A 20357-nucleotide genomic window follows, 5' to 3' on the forward strand; every position below is an offset into this window, starting at 1 on the left:
TATTGCCAAGAGAGAGCTGTGAATAGGATTAAGATCACATTGTAAAAATATCTTATCTTGTCCATTATGGATTTTTAAGGGGCACAATATTCCATAAAATTCCTAATGAGTCAATAAAAAGCCAACGTCCTAAATTCCAACTAAAATTAAGTACGAATTAAACTCACTTGTGCCAAACTCTTAATAAAAATGATTTACGATCAATATATTAAGATTTGTATTATCGATGATTCGGCCAAAGAATTTTTTCCTGCGTTTGAAAAAACTCAACTTGGGTTTGAGTTAGCACGAAGCCAAAAAACTTGCTCATTAAGCCCTATTTATTTTGCACGCTTTGCCAAGGCTTCTTTTTTTAATATGTTCTTCATGGTTTTATAACCATTTTTCTTATGTTGTTCTATAGTTTCTCTTGAAAAATCAGAATCCCATGCATACGGTTCATTTTTTCCTACTTCACGTATAATTCTGGTGATGGATTGAATGCCTGGATCACCCATTGTTTGAATATAAGTAGGGAATTGTCTTATCTCTTCAGCTATGTTGGGCTCACAATGATTCAAAATCTGTTCAATTAGTTTTTTGTAGTTATTGATAAGATCAGTTGTATGTATGTCTTTCCTTATTTTTTCTGAAAATAAAATCTCATCTTTTCTTGAAAGAACCTCAATCATATTTTCAGGAAGGGGGCGATTTCTTGAATAAAGCTCAACAATATAGATTTTTTTGTTGGATCGACCACAGACATCAAGTGTTGAATCAATAGGGGTATTGGTTATGATTCCACCATCCCAATAATGTTTATTATTAATTGTTGTCCATGGAAACCCCGGAGGCAGGCTTCCACTGGCAAGAATATGATCGGGGGTAATGTCATCTGTATAACTGTCAAAGGTTTCAAATTCAGATGTTTCAACGTTAACTGCCATCACCAGCAGGCGGACGGGGCTGTCTTTTAACTTATCAAAATCGATGTATTTGCGTAAAAGATCTTTAACATATGAAGTATCGTAAAAACTTGTCCAGTGAATTGGTAATTGATCGGCACTAAAAACTGGCATAGGCCATCTTGGAAGGAAAAAGTTGGGAGACCCCCAAATCATAGCATGCCAGGAAGAGAGAAGTCGTCTTGCTTGTTCATCAGCAACACTGAACATATCTAGAGCGAGATCATTCCAAAAGCCCTCCAACGCTTCAGTCGCATGTTTGGGATTTCCAGCAATAATTGCGGAATTAAATGCACCTATAGAAATTCCAGAAACAATATCCGGGTAAATCCCATGTTCTTCCATTGCTTTAACCACGCCGCACTCAAAAGCACCAAGAGCCCCACCACCTTGCAGGGTAAGGATGGTTTGAATTGCAATTTTTTCCAGAGAAAAGTTAATATCAAAAAGCATTTTCTTATGAGGCTCTATATTAACTCTGTTGATAATCAGTGATTCTGCCGCTTTAATTTCTTCTATAGGGCGTCCAGAAAAAAAGGCACCTTGCAACAATCCATCTTTCAGATAAAACAAGGCACAGTTTTTTTCTTTAATTGAACCTCTTACTATTCGTTCCGTAGCATCAACGGTATCACCGATTATGACAATGTAATTATCAAATGCGTGGAGATTGAAATAAGAGGCAGTACTGTAGCTTTTTCTCATTCCCATCATATTTAATGCAGCAATTTTTCCTTGTTTGATGGCGTTATCTACTCCTCCATTTCGATGATATCTTCTAAATACTGGATCAAAAAAGTTAGCAACATCACCGGCAGCATAAATTCCCTCTTTATTGGTTTGCAGATATTGATCGACAACAATGCCATCATTGATCTGAATTCCACTCCCTTGAAGAAAATCAGTAACCGGAAAGTATTTATCGGTTATGACTACAAAGTCACACGCTAAATTTTTTCCTGTATTTGTTTCTACTGATTGGACATGCTTTTTACCATTAAATTGTTTTATCGTTTCATGAAGAAGTACTTCAACGCCATTGTTGGTTATAAAAGCAGCTACCTCAGCTGAAGAACTTACATTAAACAAATGGAACTCTTCTGCGATAATGGTTACTTTTATATTTTTTTTAATCAATAAAGAAGCGAGCTCGATGCCAATATAACTTCCTCCCACGATTACTGCCTTTTTTGCATGTTCTATTTCATGTATAAGTGGCTGTGCATCAGGGAGCGTTTTAAGATAATAGATTTTGTCGAGTTTACTTCCTGGCAGCTCAACTCGTTTAGGGTTGCAGCCTGTGGCAATAAGCAATTGTTTAAAATAGAAATTTCCAGTATGGTCTGTTCTCACAATTTTATTTTTGGGATCAACAGACAAAACTTTTGTGTTGAGCAATACATCAATATCATTTTTTTTATAGTAGCTTTCGTTGAATATAATGAATTGTTCTTTCTTGCGGTTTCCAGTCAGAAATCCTCTGGCGAGCTGAGGGCGAAGGTAGGGAAGGTAATGCTCTTCTGATAGTATGGCAATGCTCCCAGTAGCGCCTTCTTTTCTCAAAGTATCGGCGGCAAGTGCCGAAGCAAGGCCGCCGCCAAGAAGTAAATAATCTACTGTTTTTGTCATCTTTGTTTATCCTTTTAGCCAATGACAAGTATGCGGTTTAGTACAGCGAAAGCACCTGCTACCAGCAATTTTTATAAATATACTCAATGAGGTTCTGAAATAAGTATTACCTCAAATTATATACCTTGGGAATATGAGGAAGGCGAGTTCTAAGAGAATTTTTATTTTCAATTGTAAACACGCCCAAGTAAATATAGAAAATTCGATCAAAGAAAAGTGAGTGAAACAAAGTACTGTCTTTATGAGTAAATGACACGATTACTTTAAAGACAGTTCTTATGATGCTTGTTAGGCGTGTAACGTAAGGCTTAAAAACAATCCCTGGAATGAGAAGTTATTTGTCTCATTACCAACAATACGTTGGGGCCTAAATTATCTATACCAGTTGGACCTACTATGAGGCCAGTAAATCCTCTAAGCGTGGTACAAACAGGTCCATCTTTATCAAGGTATTTCGGAAGAGGGGCGGAAGCGGAAGAAACTGTATTTACAACGCAAAATCCAGCTAAAACTAAAGGTAAAAACTTCAATGTCTTAATTTACTCCTATATGATTGACGCAATACCTTGCTTTTTTTATCGATAAACTCAATAGGAATTAATTAAAATCAATAGGATACGCACTTGTATTAGAGTTAATGGGGATAAAACAAATTAATTAATCGAGATGATCCAATGGAAGTGTAGTTGTTTCACAAATAGTTCTTAAAATAAAGCTTGATTGTACGCTAGTAACCCCATTGATACGTGTCAGTTTGTCTAATAAGAACAATTGGTATGCGTTTAGATCGGGCACGATTACTTTTAACACGTAATCTGCAGATTGACCTGTAATTAAATAACACTGAACTACTTCAGGAAGAAAGCGAACAGCTTCCTCAAATTGGCTCATGACAGCGGGCTGATGACTATTTAATCCAACTAAAACAATCACAGATAACTTTAAACCCAGTTTTTCGGGTTCAAGAAGAGCAACTTTTTTCTTAATATAGCCATTATCTTCCAACAATTTGACGCGACGAAGGCAAGGCGAGGGGGATAACGCTACCATATCAGCAAGTTCTTGGTTATTAATTTGACAGTTTGACTGAAGGATATCTAATATTTTCTTGTCTGTACGATCCATAATTTTTTAAAAATAACATGAATATTTTAAATATTAGCATTTTAATCCAAAAAATGTTAGTAAATTAAAATTAGAATCTAAATAATTAAAATAAAACCCTATATTTGCAATAAAATTTCAAAACAAATGCATTACAATATTCTCTAATGCATAGGTTGTAACCAATGTGCGTATATTAGCTGCTTGTATTTTCGAGGATTTTTATGTCTACATCACGTGTTGTTGCCTGGTTTGTGTGGCTTATTGCGTCAATATTTTACGCATACCAATATGTTCTTAGAGTGATGCCCAATATTATGATGGATGATATTACGTCGAAATTTCATATTGATGCGACGGTATTTGGACAATTTTCTGGTGTTTATTATCTTGGCTACTCTTTGATGCATTTGCCAATTGGGATTATGCTGGATCGTTTTGGCCCAAGAAAAGTAATGACTTTATGCATTTTACTTCCTGTTCTTGGCTTGCTGCCGCTGATTTTTGCTGATCATTGGATGTATCCTCTTATAGGAAGAGCGCTTATTGGCATTGGATCGTCAGCTGCAATTTTGGGTACGTTTAAAATAATACGTATGACATTTAAAGAACAGCATTTTTCTCGAATGCTAAGTTTTTCAGTGATGATAGGACTTATAGGCGCTGTTTATGGTGGTGGTCCAGTTAGCTATATGTGTCATGCAGTGGGTTATAAAATGGTCATTGAAGTATTTATCGCTATTGGCCTCGTGCTTGCCTGCGTAACTTATTTTATAGTCCCCGATGAGAAACCTACTTATCACACATCAATCCTTGCCAATATCAAAACTGTTTTTACCAACAAAAAAGTCATTTTGATGTGCTGTTTTGCAGGGCTAATGCTAGGTCCTTTGGAAGGATTTTCTGATGTATGGGGTTCTGGCTTTTTAAAACAGGTATATGGTTTGAATACATCAACAGCAAACTACTTACCTTCAATGATTTTTATTGGCATGTGTTTTGGCTCCCCAGTTTTAAGTTTGATTGCAGAAAAATCAGGATATTACCTGGGAACAATCATCGCAGCAGGAATAACCATGTGTGTTGTTTTTACTGCACTTGTTGGAGGTATGTTAAACGTATCCAGTATCACGATATCTTTTATATTGGTCGGAATGTGCTGTGCTTATCAGATTCTAGCTATTTATAAAGTTTCTACTTATGTTCCAGAGCATCTTGCTGGCCTCACTACGGCAATCGCCAATATGATAATTATGATTTTTGGCTATGCGTTCCATACAATTATAGGTTATGTTGTCAATGTAAATGGCGGCATTCGTGAGGCGGGAGCTTTTGTTTATGGAATAGGAGTTATCCCTGCCACCCTGGCAATGGGGGTTATCGGTTTTTTACTTCTCGCATATCGAGAAAAAAACACAGTCACAAAACTCTATCCTGTAGAGTCTCCAAGTTAAGGTGTGATCCAATCTTCAAAATAAAAAGTGGAGTAACTGTCATGAATTTTATCTCAAGACAGATTACTACACTTATTTATTCAAGTTGCAATTGTCTGTTAAAGATCGAGGTGAAAATATTGTTTTTCATATCGTTCTGTCTAGATGTTGGAAAATCTATCGATATAAGCTAATATTTTAAAAGTTAACAATCGATTACAAAAGTTAACTGTTATCATTTAAATGGGCCGTTAGCTCAGCTGGTAGAGCAGGAGACTCTTAATCTCTTGGTCATAGGTTCGATCCCTATACGGCCTATCAAGTTCTTTTTACTAGCTCATTTTTATAGTCTCAAAAATATTAAGGACAGTTTTAAGACTGGTTGTACTGCAATGCCTATTAATGTGAGTTTCGCTTGCAAAAATAAATCATAAAATATTCAATAGTAAAAACGAAACGTCTTTTACATGATGTAACTACTTATTTTATCCGTTACTTCATTACTTTCATCTAACCAACCCATTGTTTTCATAATTTCTTTACTGCGTTTGCCACTACCATGCTGTGAACGTCCTTGAGCATGTTCCACCAATTCTTTTAAGCTCATATCTTCATTGGTATAACTTCTAACAAAAAATGAATACATACCACACCATGCATTTTTGTCATCGGTCAATTTTTTATTGTAGCGTTGCAGAAAATCGTTTTTTAATTGTTCAGAATCTTTGTGGCGCTTTTCTTCTGCTTTTACTTTTTCTGCCTCTTGATTGGCTTTTTCTTGGGCAAGACGAATATTTTTTTCCATCTCTCTCTTGGCTTTTTCTTGAACAAGATGAATATTCAGATAATCAATGATGGGTTGAACCTTGTATTTTTGTGCAAAAAATGTAATTTTATCGATGTCTTCTTGAGGCATATCAGCCGGATTTTCAAATGATCGAAAAGCGCGTAGGAATAAATCAAATTCGCCTACTGAAATAACAGATTCCATTAATAGAATAAAGTCCTCATTATTATCTAGCTTATTCTGTTCATTTTCTTTTAATAGGTTTTCAATAAATTGGGACGCTAATTTTCTTGCATGAGCCAGGGCCTCATTGAGAATATCATCGTCGTTTAAAGCGTTGAGCAGATCTGCAGCTAAGGAATCCACATTGAAGTCTTCCTTTGCGGGGGTACTCATTTTAAGTATGGGGGACGCAACCTGATAAGCAAGGTTGATTAATCCTTGAAGAGGATCTCGAGTAGAAGTGGTGGAAGGTTCTTCCTTTGAACCGAGCTTTAACTCATTTAATGTGGGGACTATAGGAATACTTACGCCTCTAAAGTCAGATAGAACATCCCAAAACATATATCGTGCTACGGGAGGTTCTGTAGCGTCCTTTGGTAATTCAAAACACAAATGTTCACTGTCATCAAGAACGTATAGAATACTTGATGGTAATGTAAATGTGAATGCAACTGCATATTCGGCTATAATTTTTTTGACTACCTTTTGAGCAAAATGTTTCTCCTTGAATTGCTTTTGCATCGCAATAAAATTTGGAGGAGTACCAATAATCTCCTGCTCCTTTTTATTATAAATAACAATAGATTCTTCTTCGCATAGGCTTTTAAAATCTTTTGTAACAAGAACATTAAGGATATAGGACGATTTTCCTGGATCTTCAATTTTTAGGGGTAAGATTTCAAAACGTTGTGTTTTTAAGCCAAATGTACTGATTTGATCGAGTAAAGCTTTTTCTCTTTCAATTTTACGATTCCAAAGATCTTCACTTGTTTGTATTTTTCCATCCCAAAATATCTCCCGATCCGTTTTATTGGGAATAAAAAAGCATTGGTTTGTCTCTTTAATTTGATACACATTTTTTTCAGCTCCACCACCGAGCTTTTGACAATCGGATTTTTTAAAAGTTTTGCCATTTAGGGTTAAGAGGATAGCGTCACTTTTTGCAAAAAAGAGTTTTAACCAATCTTTCATCGAGTCAATAGAATGTAATATAATGTGGTCACAATATTATCATCCTGATTGTTGTCAATCAATTATTTAAAAATTTATGCAAATTATTGTTCTATTTTGAAATTCGATATCAATATTTTTGCTGGCTACCAAATGACAGAAAGTTGTCATTTTCTATATTTTTTATCGCATCGCTATTTTGTTCTTGATGCTTCGTCTCTTTTTTTCTCATTCGCATCAATTGTTCATGACGTGCTTTTTTTCGGCTTTGAAAGACTTCATCAATGCGCTTTTGTTTTGCATCTGAAACAAAATTAAGGATAGTTAATGTCTTAATATTCAATTTTTCATCTGAATCGAGGCAAGTTTTTATACGTAAGGAATTTCGAACATTCGAACAGCAATACCACTGACCATGAAAAAATGAATACTTTTTATGATTTTTTGAAGGACTAAAAACCGTACCGGCATAGTAATTTATGGACGCATCAAATAAGACTAAATTTTTGTAGAATAATTCTGCTATATCTTTCTGATTTCCTTGATTATTGCAAAAATAAAGCTTTATATTTTTAATTCTAAAATGCAGGTAGACAAAATCAGAGTTAAAACGATCTGCTATTTGATCAATACTAAGATAGGTTGTTTGACTGGTAATAGGGTAATGGCTGCTCAGATGAAAATGTTCTAATAATTGATTAACACCATGAGCGAGGATATAGATGGTGAGTTGTTCCTGATTCAGTAAATTATAATCAATTGGATTACCATGTTGTAAGATGAGTATGTTTTGATCTGTAAGCGTATTTTTCCAATCTATTGCCCGGGCAATGAGATCATTATTTTCATGGAATGGGATATAGAGGATTATCATGTAATTTTCTCACCTTGTTGAAACAGAATTATGAGCAGTAACTATTTTTTATTCAGTATTTCTAAGAAATGGTGATTGTACCATATTGAGTATAAATTGTTCACAACGATGTAATTGTTCTCGCCCAACAAATTCATTAGCACGATGAGCTTGTTCAATACTACCCGGCCCACAAACAATAGTGGGTATTTCTGCTTGTTGAAATAATCCTGCTTCGGTGGCGTAAGCGACCTTTGATTGTTTTTCATTCTGACAAATTGATTGGGCAGCACGCACAATTGGTTCTGATAACGGTGTATCCAATCCAGGTGCTTTAGCAAGCGTTTCCAGAATAACGTTTGTATTCAATTGTTCTTTGCGCAGAGAAGGGAGTAGTTGGGCATCCAGGTAATCCACTATTTGTTGATGTAGCTGTTCCTGGTTATCTGAAACTAAGTTTCTAATTTCAAAAACAAATTCACACAAACTAGGAATTGTATTATAAGCGTTTCCACCCTGAATGAGATTAGTGGAAATTGTAGTGTAGGGTACATCATAAGATGCATCATGATGCCCTTGTGATTTAAACTGATGCGCCATATTGCGAAGAAATGTAATAAATGATGCAGCATGTTCTATCGCATTACACCCTTGAGGCGTTAATGAAGAGTGAGCCGCTACTCCATGAATTTGGCAGCGATAGCATTGTATTCCTTTATGCCCAATGACTGGCTGCATTGAGGTTGGTTCACCTACAATGCACGCTTTGGGTTTATAATTTAACTTCATCATTTTCTCAATAAGGCGTGGTGCGCCAAGGCAGCCAACTTCTTCATCATAAGAAAAAGCAAAATGTATTGGGAAATCGAGATTAAGTGCTTTCAGTTGTGGAATGAGGCTCATGACTACAGCAATGAAACCTTTCATATCACAAGCTCCTCTGCCATATATTTTCTCATCTTTAATCGTTGCTTGAAATGGATTACTGTCCCAGGCCTGTCCATCAACAGGTACTACATCCGTATGGCCAGATAAAATAAGACCGCCATTGCGTTGACCATGGCGATTAGGGAGCGAAGCAAGTAAATTTGCTTTAAGGCCTTTATCATCATGGATTAAAATAGAATTAATATGATAATCATTTAATCCATTAGCGAGCGTTTCTATTAGTGATAAATTGGAATTGCGTGAGGTAGTATCAAATGCGATAAGTTTTGTTAGCCACTCCAGAGTATTCATAATATTTCCTATAATTAAATTAAAGCGGTAGCCATCCAAGCTACGTTAGAGAATTATAATCTTTCTCAATGTGTAAAACATCTTATTGTAGAGCTTAGTTTGATCCACTTGAAGTCATGTCAACTCAGCTTATCGGAGGTACTCGCTCAATTAAAGGTTGCCCATCTGGTTGTGTAATTGACATGCTCTATTTCGCTCAGTAATCGTACCGCAATGCAATTAAGTGAATATTATTGTTCTATACTTAATCAGGGTCGTTTAAATCATTTCAAGGAGTGAAATTATTATGAAAAAATTATTATTAATTTTTTTTTCGCTTACGATGCTTAATGCAGTTTCCCATGCTACCAAAATTGTAATTACCGGGACTCCGATTATTTTGGAAAAACAAGGGGATGTTTACTATGTGCCTAATGATTATAAATCGACTACATCTTATTACTATGTGAGTTTAAATGGGGCGCGGCAAGTATGCTATATAGATAAGCAACCTGAGTTATCTGCTTTGAATACTACGACGCTTGAAGTGAATTACAACGGCTCAACTTTAACTTGGGTTTGTTATCCATTCGATACTAATTATTTTGAAACCCCATAAAAATATCGTAGTCTAGGCGTCGCTACGCTTCACCCAGACTGCGATATAAGATTTTTTGCCCAAAATTAGGGTGTGTTTACAATTCATCCCCACCGCACCCTGGGTGGCGTGACCTATATGAAGAAATTTGCTGTTGATTACGAGCATCTGGATGCCGCGAACAAGTCGCGACACGTAGGCGGGACGCCCTATTTTTCTTTTTTTGAAGACGCTAAATTGAGTCCATTAACTACTTCCTGGAGCTTTTTTAAATGAATGGGTTTAGTTAATATTTTATTCATTTCTGAACGCATGGGATTATTTTCTGTTTCACCTGAGGTATTAGTAGTTAGGCCAATAATAGGTAAAGGAGTTTTCCCAGCACGTTTTTCCATATCGCGAATACACTGAATGAGGTTTTTGTCCGCAATACCGGATATATCTATATCAGTAATGATTAAGTCAAAATCATTCGTTTCTAACAGCTCTAAAGCATGTTCGCCATCGATTGCCGAATAATATTGATATCCTCCTTGTTCTACAACATTTTCAATCATATGAAGGGAAATGATGTTATCTTCTACCAGAAGAATAAGCGGCGTATGAGATACTGTTTCTTTGTTCAGTATTTTTGTTTCATTATAAGTGAGGGTATTGTCCTCGTTATACCCGATTTTCATTGTGAGGGTAAAATAAAAAGTAGAGCCTTTTCCTACTTCACTTTCCAGATTTATTTCTCCACCCAGAAGGCTTAAATATTTTTGTGCGACATGAAGGCCAACGCCATAACCACCGTGCTGGCTTTTGTATGCAGGAGTAGCGCGGAAGAAGCGATCAAAGATTTTATCCTTTAATTCCGGAGGTATGCCAATTCCTGTATCAATCACACTGAATCGAAGTTGTGCATAGCTATTTTCATGTGAAAGTGTCTCCACTTTAATTGTAACAATACCTTTATCAGTGAATCGAATTGCATTTCCTACTAGATTTAATAAAACTCGATGTAATTTTGTACCATCAGTGATAAAAGTATTTGGTGCTGTATCATCAATTTCGATATTCAGCTGAATTTTTTTCATTTCCAGAGTAGGTTGTACAAGATGTGCAATATCTTTAACATTTTTGCGTAATTCGAATAGCTCCTCATGGACATCACTGTCTCTGAGATTATCTGCGGCAACGATTTCCATTACACCATTTAATAGATCCAATAATTGTTCACCACTTTCATGAATCCAACGCGCAAATTGTTTTCTTTCTGGATCTTCTGCTTTCTCTTCCAAAAGTCGTGACATCCCAACAATACCACTTAATGGGGTATGAATATCATGGCTCATATTTTCAATAAATTCAGTTTTTGCCTTGTTTGCAACTTCAGCATTTTCTTTGGCACGACGCAAAGCAACTTCCATTTTTTTGTGTTCTGTGATGTCGAGAGAAATACCCAAAACACCAATAATCTCATTGTTTTGATTGTGTAAGGGAACCTTTTGGGAATAGTAAATACCCATTCCATTTGTCATGACTGCATATTCTTCTACAGTATGTGGTATGCCCGTTTCCATAACTAATGTATTGATTTTATTTAATTCTTCTGCTTGATCTTTCCATGGCATATCGTAATTGGTTTTTCCAACAATTTCTTTTCTTGATTGCAAACGGGCGCTTTTTGCTTGTCGATCGTTACAACCTAAAAAGACATTATTCTTATCAAGCCAGTATACATGTCCTGGCATTAAGGCAATTATATTTTCGTAATAATCACGAACAGCGTGCAATTCATTTTTATAATTAAGTTTTTCTTCATCCAGAGATAGGGTCAGTTGACGAATCTCTTCATTTTTTCGATTAATAATTTCGTGTAATTCTTTAATTTTTTCAGAATCCATTTTCCACCATATAAAATGACTTAATAACCGAAGTACGTGCGTTATTGAGTAAAAATATTGTTGATCGACAGTATGTTAATGGACGGACACGTAAAAGAATATAGTAAATCATCCAAAATATCTGTCTATTATAAATAAATAGTGAGAATATTATAAACTATTTTAAAAAAATTGGTTATTTTTTTTTCAAAATGAATTATACTATGTCTATATTTTTGACTGAACATTGAAAATAATTCGATTTTTAAAACCCCAAAATATTAAGTTAAGTACCTATCATCCCGACTTAAATAATTTTTAAGTAGTTGAGTGAATTGATAGTGTGCAGAAGTGATAAACATAACGCTAAGGAAATATTAGATGCCCAAAATCAAAGGTCCGAAAGACGGCAAAATTATTACCGCAAGTTTTGATTCAAAAGATAGTAGTAAAAGTCGTTTTCCTTCGTTGAAGACTACAAATGATTTAGTTCTTTTAAGTATTAAAGGAAATGAGTACTGTGCTGGTGGATTTTTAGCAGCTATTGTGAAACAAGCTGTTGATATGCATCAAACCGGTCCTGATTATACTGGTGTGAAGGGTAAAGCAACATTTTTAATTGCCGATGAAATTTATTGGCATAATCTTAAGGAAGATTCCTCATCCGGTGATAATGAAGATGCTCTTAAAAAGAACGCCATAGAGTTAGGGGATCTATATTTTAAAGCTAATCTTGGCGCGTTCTTAGCTCCTTTGGGGCTTACTGAGAACGATTTCGATACTAGGTATCCAAATAAGACCGTGGATGAAAAAATTGAGATTATCAATAAATTAGCTGCGGATACTGGAAAGAATTTTGAAATAGTTCGTTGGCATAATTGGGTGTCTCAAAATAATTTTAATGAAATTTTAAAAGAAATAATACCTCTATATAGTTCAGTAGAAGGTCTTAAGGTAACTATTGACAAGGTAAGTTCCGAGTTTGCAAGTCGTCATGCCGGGGAAGGAGATAATCGCGAGTTATGGCTTCATCGTTCTGAAGGTTACCTTACCGAAGAAAGTCCTTCTATTATGCTGTTAGCAGCTGCCTTAGGTTATAATTTTATCATTTATCCAGGGAGTATCTTACCTCCGTTTGAAGCAACAAAGGGATACTTTGTGGTTGATAATCATGTTGCTCGCATCGAAAAAGGTGAGAATATTAAAAATGAATGTAATCATAATAAATTTTGTATTCATGTGGAGAATCCTTCTCGATTGGTCAATTGGTTAGAAGTTAATTTTAAAAGAAGCCATGAAAACTTACCTGTAAAAGAAGCAATGACTCGTAGTAACATTTCTTTTTTCGCTTCTAGAAGTGGACCTAAAGCAAAAGAATCACTTCATCGTGAGCAAGGGGTTCTAAAAAACATTTTTTCAGCTAATGAAATAGAGGAGCATGCAAGTGCTTTGGCTCTTTTACCTCAAAATAAGGCTGATTCTTCCTCAACAATTCGTGGAATTAATCAGGTGGCTCAGCAGGATATCCATTCCGGTAGGAATCAAGCAAACTCAAATCCTTCTTCAGCTTCGTTAACTCAAATCTTTGCCGGTATAACTCAAGGAGTTTTAGCATCTGATCTGCCAATGGCAGAGAAAGTTGGTTTTTTGACAGAACTTGTTGATGCCTATGCTAAGCGACCCGATCCAAACTATTATAACTCCCAAAAAATGTCTATAATGTAAAAAATTATCAGCCCCATATCGGTTTGTGATAGGGGCTTTTTAAACGTAATGAAGCAGAAATTATTTTAGCATAGCGGGAGCAAATGGCCGGCCATTCACAGTAATTTTTTGGTTTTCTAATTTGAAGGTAAAGACATAATCATTACCCTCAACCTTTAAAAAACCTTTGCTGACAAAATCTTGTAATATTTTTTCTGCTTTGTTTGCAGCTTCATTATCAGTAATAGATAAGATTTGTGTTGGGCTTGTTGAGCCAGGTGAAGGTGCTTGAGTCTCTTCGTTCGCTTGGGTATTGTTGGCGAGATCACTTTTAATTGATGCGGTCATCAGCTCTTTTACTGTGGCTATCGGTGCCTTAAAGTAACCTTCACCTTGCATCTTTTGCATTATCTGTGATAGATCGTTTTCTTCGCCTTTTGGTACTGATAATTTAAAATTTCCTATAATTTTCCCACTTGGTAAGTTCAGGGTCAATTCTGAAAGCTCTAATACCGCACCTTTGGCAAGGAGTTTTGGTAATTCTGTTGCGAATGCAAGCGTGGCAAGATTAGGGTCGCTATTATTTTGAATCATATTGAATTCTTGTTGATTGATTTTCGCTACAATTGCTGGATCCAGATTTCTAAAATTCAAGTGTAAAATCCCTGGTCCAAAATTTTGATTATTAGTAAATAGTTTTTGCAATGACAGTTTAAGGTCGATGTTCAGCACATCATCACGAACATCAGAGCTAGCCGAGAAATCAAATCCAGTAAGCTCGAAGTTTTTTGCACCAGCTAGATTGAATGCAATAGAAGGAATATCAAAATAAGTTTGACCAAGCCATAACCATTCTTGATACCGTTTAAATTTATAATCATAGGTGACTTCGCCAATATTGAAGCTAACATTACTTTGAGCATTAACTGGGTTGCTAGCTTCGCCATTTAACCCCCAAAGCCTTAAATTACCATTGATATGATCCAGATTAGAGGAAACGCTGAGCAAAGAAGTTAAACCTTGCCAATTGAGTTGAAAGTCTCCCTCATTTTGTCCAATCTTGCCTTCTAGGGAAAAGGAAGGAAGCGTGTATCTGAAAACAGTTTTATTCAGATAATTTATAAAGGCTTCATAATGTGTTTCAGGTTGCGTTGTAATGAGACCTAATCCAAAACGTATTCCATTAGGTGTCGTTATGAATGGTCCGTGTTTGATGAGAATAGGTATATCCATATTCAAATCAACCGGTGGTTCTGTTTTAGTGACTCCATCTTTATCTGTTGTACTTTGAGCGGGAATATACATCTTAAGTGTTAATGTTGCTTGAGATGAAAACCATCCACGATGGTATTGAGCAAGATGGACACTAAATGCAGACGATTTAGGTATTGAGTCTATATTTTTATTTAGAGTGCTTTTGATTGTTAAACCAATGAAATAGTAAGCTACGAGTATAAGTACCAGCAAAAATATAATAAATCCAGACCATTTTTTCATAAGTACCCAAATTAAAATCCCTTTAATAATATTATTTAGACTAAAAGTTTTATTTTGTAAATTAAATAGATATCGTTCTTGCTTAGAATTGGAGTTGGAATTTAAGCCTTCTAAAGGACTCAAAGTAAAAGACCAGAATGTTCTGGTCTTTATGATTTAAAGATTAAAATTTAAAAAATTACAGAAGGTATCTGGAGTTGATTTAGGAATTGGTGCAAAAAAAGAATGATACATTGTCTTATGGAGATAGTTCTGATAACCAATTGATTCCGATATGTTTTTTTGAAAATTTTTTAAATTCATCAGTTTTAACTGAGAGCCTTGCTCTAGCATATCGATGAATTCAACATCATCTATACTGGAATATAATCCTCCTAACTCTGCCCATACTTTTTGAGTAACTTCTTTTTTTATTGTTTGCCAGATGGGCGATAAATTCTTTTCAAGAAGCAAAAATAACCGCATTAACTCTTTATATTCATGGGCTGTTTGAGGATTGGTAAAAAGTTCAAGATGTTTCATTGCTACCTGTTCAATTATTTTATCCCTACGTGTAGAAATAGCAAAACCCAATGCTTTTTCAAGTGGAACAAATTCATCAAAGCTAGACTCATAAACAAACACTTCACCTGTTTCAAACTCATAGAACCATCCATGAAGAGTGAGTTCTTTACGTTTCAATTTTTCGGCAATCAATGGATATGATTTTAAATGTTCCATCTGAGTTAAAATGTTTAGCTTGGTGGCTTGAAGCACTTTTAAACTGAAATCATTAGGATTAGATTCTTTAGAATCATTCATTTTTTTTAAGACCGAATGTGAATGAGTAAGCCATGAGGCGACTTCGGGCAGGCGTTCATTGAGGTTGGGAGTTAATAAACCCTTCATGGCACCACAGTGTGAGTGGCCACAAATAATAATGTCTTTGATGCTATGAAGTTCACTTAGAGCAAACATAAGCCCCGCAGCTTCACTTGATGGAATATGAGAAGGAGGAATGATATTTCCTACATTACGAATGACAAATAAATCACCTGGTTTTGTTTGTGTCAGAAGATTTGGCAATAAGCGTGAATCAGAACATGTGATGAATAGAATTTCAGGGGTTTGACCTACACTCAATTGCTTGAATATGTCTTCCATTTGTTTAAATGACCCATCTTGGAACTGACGTACCCCAAGCATCAATTTAATTAACATAGGCGCTCCTTTTAAAGTAGATATCAATTTGTTATATGCGCAGTAAGAATGGACATCCTATTCTTTTTTATATCCAACAGGACTTACGAAAAACCCCAATCTCTTTGTTAAAAAATGTTTTTAATTCGGTCATTTAGCCTATCTAAACTCCCTCATTAAAAACATTTTTTGCCTCGACCTTGAGATTTTTCGTAAGTCCTGTCCAAGTTAAGACATTATTTCATAATCGTCAATTTATATAACAAAATCGTAAAGATACACTTTAGGGATATTAAGGAGCATTCTGGATATTCCACGAATAAATACTATTATCTTAATAAGCTGCCGAACTTTTCAGAAGGATTCTTTAATGGACTTTCCGGGTGTTACGAGCTCTGAAATAGAAAATAAGCTTATAACCGAATCATATAAAAAATTTTACGTTCTAGTTATTGCGGATTTTTTTGCAACCATCATTTTTGCTTTAATCATTTGGGTGCAAGTGAATAATAAACTTCTGGTAGTGATTTGGGTACTAACGATGGTTGTTTTCAATCAATTATTAAGAGGGCTATTTTTATTTCGTTATCATCGGGAAACAAAAGAAGGGGGGGTATTGCATCCCTCTTTTTGGAAAAAATATTTTGTAATTAATAATCTTCTTTCGGGTATTTTATGGGCTTTAGGAGGATTGTTGTTCCTCTGTATAGATGATCCTCTTCATCGCATGGGCATTTTCGTCTATTTGATCGGATTGCTTGGAGCACCGGCGGCTAAATTGCTAACCATTTATAATGCTTATATTGCGTTCATGGCACCAATATGGCTGCTCCTGATTTTTTTATCAGTTTCCATTACCCCTTCATTATCTGTAATCTTATTTATGGCGATTTTGCTTTATGCTCTTATCGTGATTTATAGCACTGCAGAAGTAAATCAATTTTTAATGAGATCAATCTATCTGGAAATATACAGCTCAAATCTTTTATCCGATTTAAGACATAGTGAAGAGAGCTTTCGCAATACCATTGAAAATGCACCTATTGGTATGGCCATTGTTTCACCTGAAGGTAAATGCATCCATGCTAATCGTACACTGCAAGAGATTTTGGGTTACAGTGGTGAGGAATTACATGGTAAAAATATGATGGATATTACTTATGTTGATGATGTGTCTATGACTCAAGATGCCATGAGTAAACTTCTGCAAGGCGAATTGCGTATTTCGCATATGGAAAAACGTTATATTCGAAAAGATGGCAGTATTATTTGGGTGATGGTCAGTGCAACGTTAATTCGTGATGAGCATGGGGAGCCGATTAATTTTATTGTGCAAATGAAAGACGTCAGTGATCGAATTCAAAATGAAGAAAAAATGAGAGAGCTGAACGAGAAAACGATGGGAACTTTAAATGAATTGAAGTTATTGGAGCATGATGAGAGCTTATTAAATAAATTAAATCGTTCATTGCAAATTTGTATTACGACAGAAGAGGCTTATCCACGAATTAATTTAATTGCACAAGATTTATTCCCTGATTTAAGCGGCGGCTTGTCGGTTTACAATAAGGGAGTGAATCAAATGGAAACTGTAGTTCAATGGGGAAAAGAACAATTAATGCCAAAGACTTTCCTTCCCATCGATTGTTTTTCAATTCGTGAAGCGACTACCAACGTGGTTGATGATCCGAATAAATCAGTTCCTTGTTCCCATTATAAGACTCCTCCTCAAGGAGGGTATATGGCATTACCGCTCATGGTTCAAAATGAATTAATTGGTGCTATCCATCTACTTGCACCAAAAGGTAAAAAATTAACACAACACCAACAAGACATGGCCAATTCATTTGGTAATATTGTGAAGCTTGCCATTGCTAATATTAATTTGCGCATATCATTGAGTGAATTATCATTACATGATCCATTAACTAATTTATATAATCGACGTTATTTAAATGATATTTTATCGCGGGAATTAATTCGCATTGCTCGAGATAAAAATACATTATGTGTTGCGATGCTAGATATCGATAACTTCAAGAAATTTAATGATATTTACAGCCATTTAGCGGGAGATGAGTTACTTAAGACAATCGGGAAATTATTGAAGGATAATTTCCGGGAAAGTGATATTTCTTTTCGCTTCGGTGGCGAAGAGTTTGTTGTTGTATTGTTGAATGCAACTTTGAACAATGCTATGAGTAAAATGGATGCACTTCGCGAAAAGATAAAAACGATATCCATATATTTTAAAGGTAATCCCCTGGATAACATTACTATTTCAATTGGCGTAGCAGAAGCACCAAAACATGGCGCTACTATTGACGAGATAATCAAGGCTGCTGACCATGCTCTTTACGCGGCGAAACAGGCCGGTAAAGATAAAGTAAAAGCCTACAGCCAAAATTCATAGTGATTCATATTTTGAAGCTGCACTCCAAAATATGAATGTAGAACAGCTCTAATAATTTTCTGGCCTGGATGCTGAATGCGCTGAGTTCTTAAGCTCCTCCTCAAAAGCGCTCTTCAGCATTTGCCCTATTTCAGGACTTGGGTTGGCGGTGATTGCGCCTTTAGATAGCTGCTCCCCAATAAAGCAGGCTAATTCGTCAATTGTTATTCGAAGTTTAGCCGGCTGATTCATTAATAGGCTTTCTAACTGAATTATTAACTCTTCAAGTGCCTGACTAAAACAATGTTTTGCTTCTGAAATTCTAGCAGTAACAGTTGGTATAGGACTTTGAGGTCGATGACTATAGAATTGATATGAGCTAATCAATCTTAGGTGTTGAGTGCGTATATCTTTCAATTTTTCACTGGCTCTGTGATGCTGAGGATCTATTTTAAATACCTTTTGATATAGATCATGGGCTAACACAATCGCATTTTGTTTTTGAACGTAACGCGCTTTGTATTTATTGAAGAAATCTGCTACCAGAGAGAGTAAATTTGCTATAAATCTTGGATTCTCTGAGTGGGTGGTTATTTTTTCCAGTCCCTGCTGAAGAGCTCTGCTATGGGGAACTTCATTTTCTAATGATTGCACTTGAGAAGGGGAGCTAAAAATAGTTGGTAGTGCCGTTTGCCAAAAACTCTGACCACTAAACGAAGAGCTATATGCCATTTCCTGATCCGAGGACAATGGATTCGTTGATGATGAGGGTAATGTACTTCCCTCAGTGGTTTCGGAGCTTAAACTTTGAAGCTCTGCCAACATATCGACAGGACAGGCACGTTCATCGATCTGATCTAATGTGATGGAGTCAACCGAGAGGTCTTCTAAGCTGCCCAATGTAAAATTTGTATCATCCATAACCTCTGGATCATTATTTTCCACTTCATAATCATCTTCCTCTCCATCTTTTTGAGGTATTAGATGAAGTAAACTCTGGAGATCGTCCAGGATGGGATTGTCTCGTTCATCTTCAGGAACTAAATCATAGAGTGTTTTACATTCAAGAGTAAGTTCACTAATATCTTGATGATTAAAAAGCGCCACTCTTGCAACATAGCTTAGTAGTTCTAGTTTCCGTAAGGGCGATTTCATTGTTTTTTCCAAGAGATTATGTTCAATAATATACTCGGACATTACTCGAATATGAGTTCCATCTTGTGTTCTTTTATAGAGGCGCTCAAGTAAATTTAAATATCCCAGGCTGCTTGATAGCTTAGTAGCTCCTTCTGTTTTTACCTGAAAATGTATGGCTCTCTTCATCCACTCAATGGATTGTGTAAGTACTTGAAGATTTACTTCAGCATCATCTTCTTCTAATTGATCTACCAACTCGTCACTTACCTCTTCACAAATTTTTGCAAGTAATGAGTGTACTTTTGAAATTACTTTTTCTTTGTTACTAAAGGCGTGCTTGGATGTTTTAAGATGCTCTTTATGAGTAAGTTTCATTTCATGCAACAAGCCGGGAATATCCTGCCAATGGCTTATAACGACAGCAAAATTTGCATTTTGGGCTTCACGCTGAATAATGAACAGTTTGGTTGTTAAAATTTCGGAGAGTACATAAACCAATGCATCATAAAAATCAATGTGCCGTGTTGTTTGAGTAGCAGCATGCATATGCAATGTTTTTAATGCTTCTGAGTAATGAGTGAGGGCATCCTCATATCTTTGCTCGTTGTAAGCCCTATCACCTTCTTCTTGTCTGTACGTATTAAAGTAAAATCCCATGATGGATATCCGAAAAAATAGCTATTGTATCCAAGTAAATTTTTTATTCAATAAGCAAATATATAATTTCAATTGTTCATAATTGGAGAGAAGATTTTATTGGTCATCGAGAAATGATTTTTACTAGTAGTTATAATTATTTAAGCGTATTCTCATTATGAAGGGCAAAAATCATTATATTTAT

The 20357-nt window shown here is 35.6% G+C and carries 13 protein-coding genes and 1 tRNA gene; 5 read left to right on the forward strand and 9 right to left on the reverse strand.

Going from position 1 to position 20357, the window contains the following annotated elements; translation table 11 throughout:
- Positions 1-320: 320 nt before the first annotated feature.
- Positions 321-2573, reverse strand: a complete 2253-nt coding sequence (locus ELY20_RS05690; protein WP_110143872.1) for an FAD-dependent oxidoreductase — start codon at positions 2571-2573, stop codon at positions 321-323.
- 657 nt (positions 2574-3230) lie between these two features.
- A complete protein-coding gene (locus tag ELY20_RS05695) occupies positions 3231-3698 on the reverse strand; it encodes an Lrp/AsnC family transcriptional regulator (RefSeq protein WP_058468676.1) in 468 nt (155 codons plus the stop codon).
- Between the two features lie 203 nt (positions 3699-3901).
- Here ELY20_RS05695 and ELY20_RS05700 point away from each other — a divergent pair, with 203 nt between their 5' ends.
- On the forward strand, positions 3902-5131 hold the full coding sequence (locus ELY20_RS05700) for an MFS transporter (RefSeq protein WP_110143871.1): 1230 nt from the start codon (positions 3902-3904) through the stop codon (positions 5129-5131).
- Positions 5132-5355: 224 nt separating this feature from the next.
- Positions 5356-5428 (forward strand) — tRNA-Lys (locus ELY20_RS05705).
- 145 nt (positions 5429-5573) lie between these two features.
- Here the strand turns inward: ELY20_RS05705 and ELY20_RS05710 are convergent.
- The 3 genes from ELY20_RS05710 to argE all read right to left on the reverse strand — a co-directional run bounded on the left by ELY20_RS05710 (position 5574) and on the right by argE (position 9162).
- Complete coding sequence (locus ELY20_RS05710) at positions 5574-7091, reverse strand: hypothetical protein (RefSeq protein ID WP_110143870.1); 1518 nt, start codon at positions 7089-7091, stop codon at positions 5574-5576.
- A 109-nt stretch (positions 7092-7200) separates the two neighbouring features.
- The gene (locus ELY20_RS05715) at positions 7201-7944 is read right to left on the reverse strand and encodes a hypothetical protein (protein WP_110143869.1); all 744 of its coding nucleotides are present in this window, start codon (positions 7942-7944) and stop codon (positions 7201-7203) included.
- A 48-nt stretch (positions 7945-7992) separates the two neighbouring features.
- Positions 7993-9162, reverse strand: coding sequence for an acetylornithine deacetylase (gene argE, locus ELY20_RS05720; protein WP_110143868.1), 1170 nt, complete (start codon positions 9160-9162; stop codon positions 7993-7995).
- Positions 9163-9448: 286 nt separating this feature from the next.
- On the opposite strand from argE, the gene ELY20_RS05725 reads away from it, so the two are divergent.
- Positions 9449-9760 (forward strand): hypothetical protein, encoded by a 312-nt coding sequence (locus ELY20_RS05725; RefSeq protein WP_165831643.1) that lies wholly within the window; start codon positions 9449-9451, stop codon positions 9758-9760.
- Between the two features lie 188 nt (positions 9761-9948).
- Here the strand turns inward: ELY20_RS05725 and ELY20_RS05730 are convergent, their stop codons facing one another.
- Positions 9949-11628 carry an ATP-binding protein gene (locus ELY20_RS05730; protein ID WP_110143866.1) on the reverse strand — a complete coding sequence of 560 codons (1680 nt, stop codon included), beginning with the start codon at positions 11626-11628 and terminating at the stop codon, positions 9949-9951.
- A 360-nt stretch (positions 11629-11988) separates the two neighbouring features.
- Between ELY20_RS05730 and ELY20_RS05735 the strand changes: the two genes are divergently transcribed.
- A complete protein-coding gene (locus tag ELY20_RS05735) occupies positions 11989-13332 on the forward strand; it encodes a hypothetical protein (RefSeq protein ID WP_110143865.1) in 1344 nt (447 codons plus the stop codon).
- A gap of 60 nt (positions 13333-13392) precedes the next feature.
- Here ELY20_RS05735 and ELY20_RS05740 read toward each other — a convergent pair whose 3' ends face one another.
- A complete protein-coding gene (locus ELY20_RS05740) occupies positions 13393-14808 on the reverse strand; it encodes a YdgA family protein (RefSeq protein WP_110143898.1) in 1416 nt (471 codons plus the stop codon).
- A gap of 156 nt (positions 14809-14964) precedes the next feature.
- A complete protein-coding gene (locus tag ELY20_RS05745) occupies positions 14965-16008 on the reverse strand; it encodes a carbonic anhydrase (protein ID WP_110143864.1) in 1044 nt (347 codons plus the stop codon).
- A 349-nt stretch (positions 16009-16357) separates the two neighbouring features.
- On the opposite strand from ELY20_RS05745, the gene ELY20_RS05755 reads away from it, so the two are divergent.
- On the forward strand, positions 16358-18400 hold the full coding sequence (locus ELY20_RS05755; RefSeq protein ID WP_110143981.1) for a GGDEF domain-containing protein: 2043 nt from the start codon (positions 16358-16360) through the stop codon (positions 18398-18400).
- A 48-nt stretch (positions 18401-18448) separates the two neighbouring features.
- Here ELY20_RS05755 and ELY20_RS05760 read toward each other — a convergent pair whose 3' ends face one another.
- Positions 18449-20173: a hypothetical protein gene (locus ELY20_RS05760; RefSeq protein ID WP_110143982.1), complete on the reverse strand. Its 1725-nt coding sequence runs from the start codon at positions 20171-20173 to the stop codon at positions 18449-18451.
- Positions 20174-20357: the final 184 nt, after the last annotated feature.

The organism is Legionella qingyii (assembly GCF_003990155.1).
Taxonomy (GTDB): Bacteria; Pseudomonadota; Gammaproteobacteria; order Legionellales; family Legionellaceae; genus Legionella; species Legionella qingyii.

What these genes read in the sequence shown, in the direction of transcription:
- ELY20_RS05695 (WP_058468676.1), bottom strand. Translation starts at nt 3,698, where the DNA reads ATGGATCGTACAGACAAGAAAATATTAGATATCCTTCAGTCAAACTGT.
- ELY20_RS05745 (WP_110143864.1), bottom strand. Translation starts at nt 16,008, where the DNA reads ATGTTAATTAAATTGATGCTTGGGGTACGTCAGTTCCAAGATGGGTCA.
- ELY20_RS05690 (WP_110143872.1), bottom strand. Translation starts at nt 2,573, where the DNA reads ATGACAAAAACAGTAGATTATTTACTTCTTGGCGGCGGCCTTGCTTCG.
- ELY20_RS05725 (WP_165831643.1), top strand. Translation starts at nt 9,449, where the DNA reads ATGAAAAAATTATTATTAATTTTTTTTTCGCTTACGATGCTTAATGCA.
- ELY20_RS05730 (WP_110143866.1), bottom strand. Translation starts at nt 11,628, where the DNA reads ATGGATTCTGAAAAAATTAAAGAATTACACGAAATTATTAATCGAAAA.
- argE (WP_110143868.1), bottom strand. Translation starts at nt 9,162, where the DNA reads ATGAATACTCTGGAGTGGCTAACAAAACTTATCGCATTTGATACTACC.
- ELY20_RS05710 (WP_110143870.1), bottom strand. Translation starts at nt 7,091, where the DNA reads ATGAAAGATTGGTTAAAACTCTTTTTTGCAAAAAGTGACGCTATCCTC.
- ELY20_RS05760 (WP_110143982.1), bottom strand. Translation starts at nt 20,173, where the DNA reads ATGGGATTTTACTTTAATACGTACAGACAAGAAGAAGGTGATAGGGCT.
- ELY20_RS05755 (WP_110143981.1), top strand. Translation starts at nt 16,358, where the DNA reads ATGGACTTTCCGGGTGTTACGAGCTCTGAAATAGAAAATAAGCTTATA.
- ELY20_RS05700 (WP_110143871.1), top strand. Translation starts at nt 3,902, where the DNA reads ATGTCTACATCACGTGTTGTTGCCTGGTTTGTGTGGCTTATTGCGTCA.
- ELY20_RS05740 (WP_110143898.1), bottom strand. Translation starts at nt 14,808, where the DNA reads ATGAAAAAATGGTCTGGATTTATTATATTTTTGCTGGTACTTATACTC.
- ELY20_RS05715 (WP_110143869.1), bottom strand. Translation starts at nt 7,944, where the DNA reads ATGATAATCCTCTATATCCCATTCCATGAAAATAATGATCTCATTGCC.
- ELY20_RS05735 (WP_110143865.1), top strand. Translation starts at nt 11,989, where the DNA reads ATGCCCAAAATCAAAGGTCCGAAAGACGGCAAAATTATTACCGCAAGT.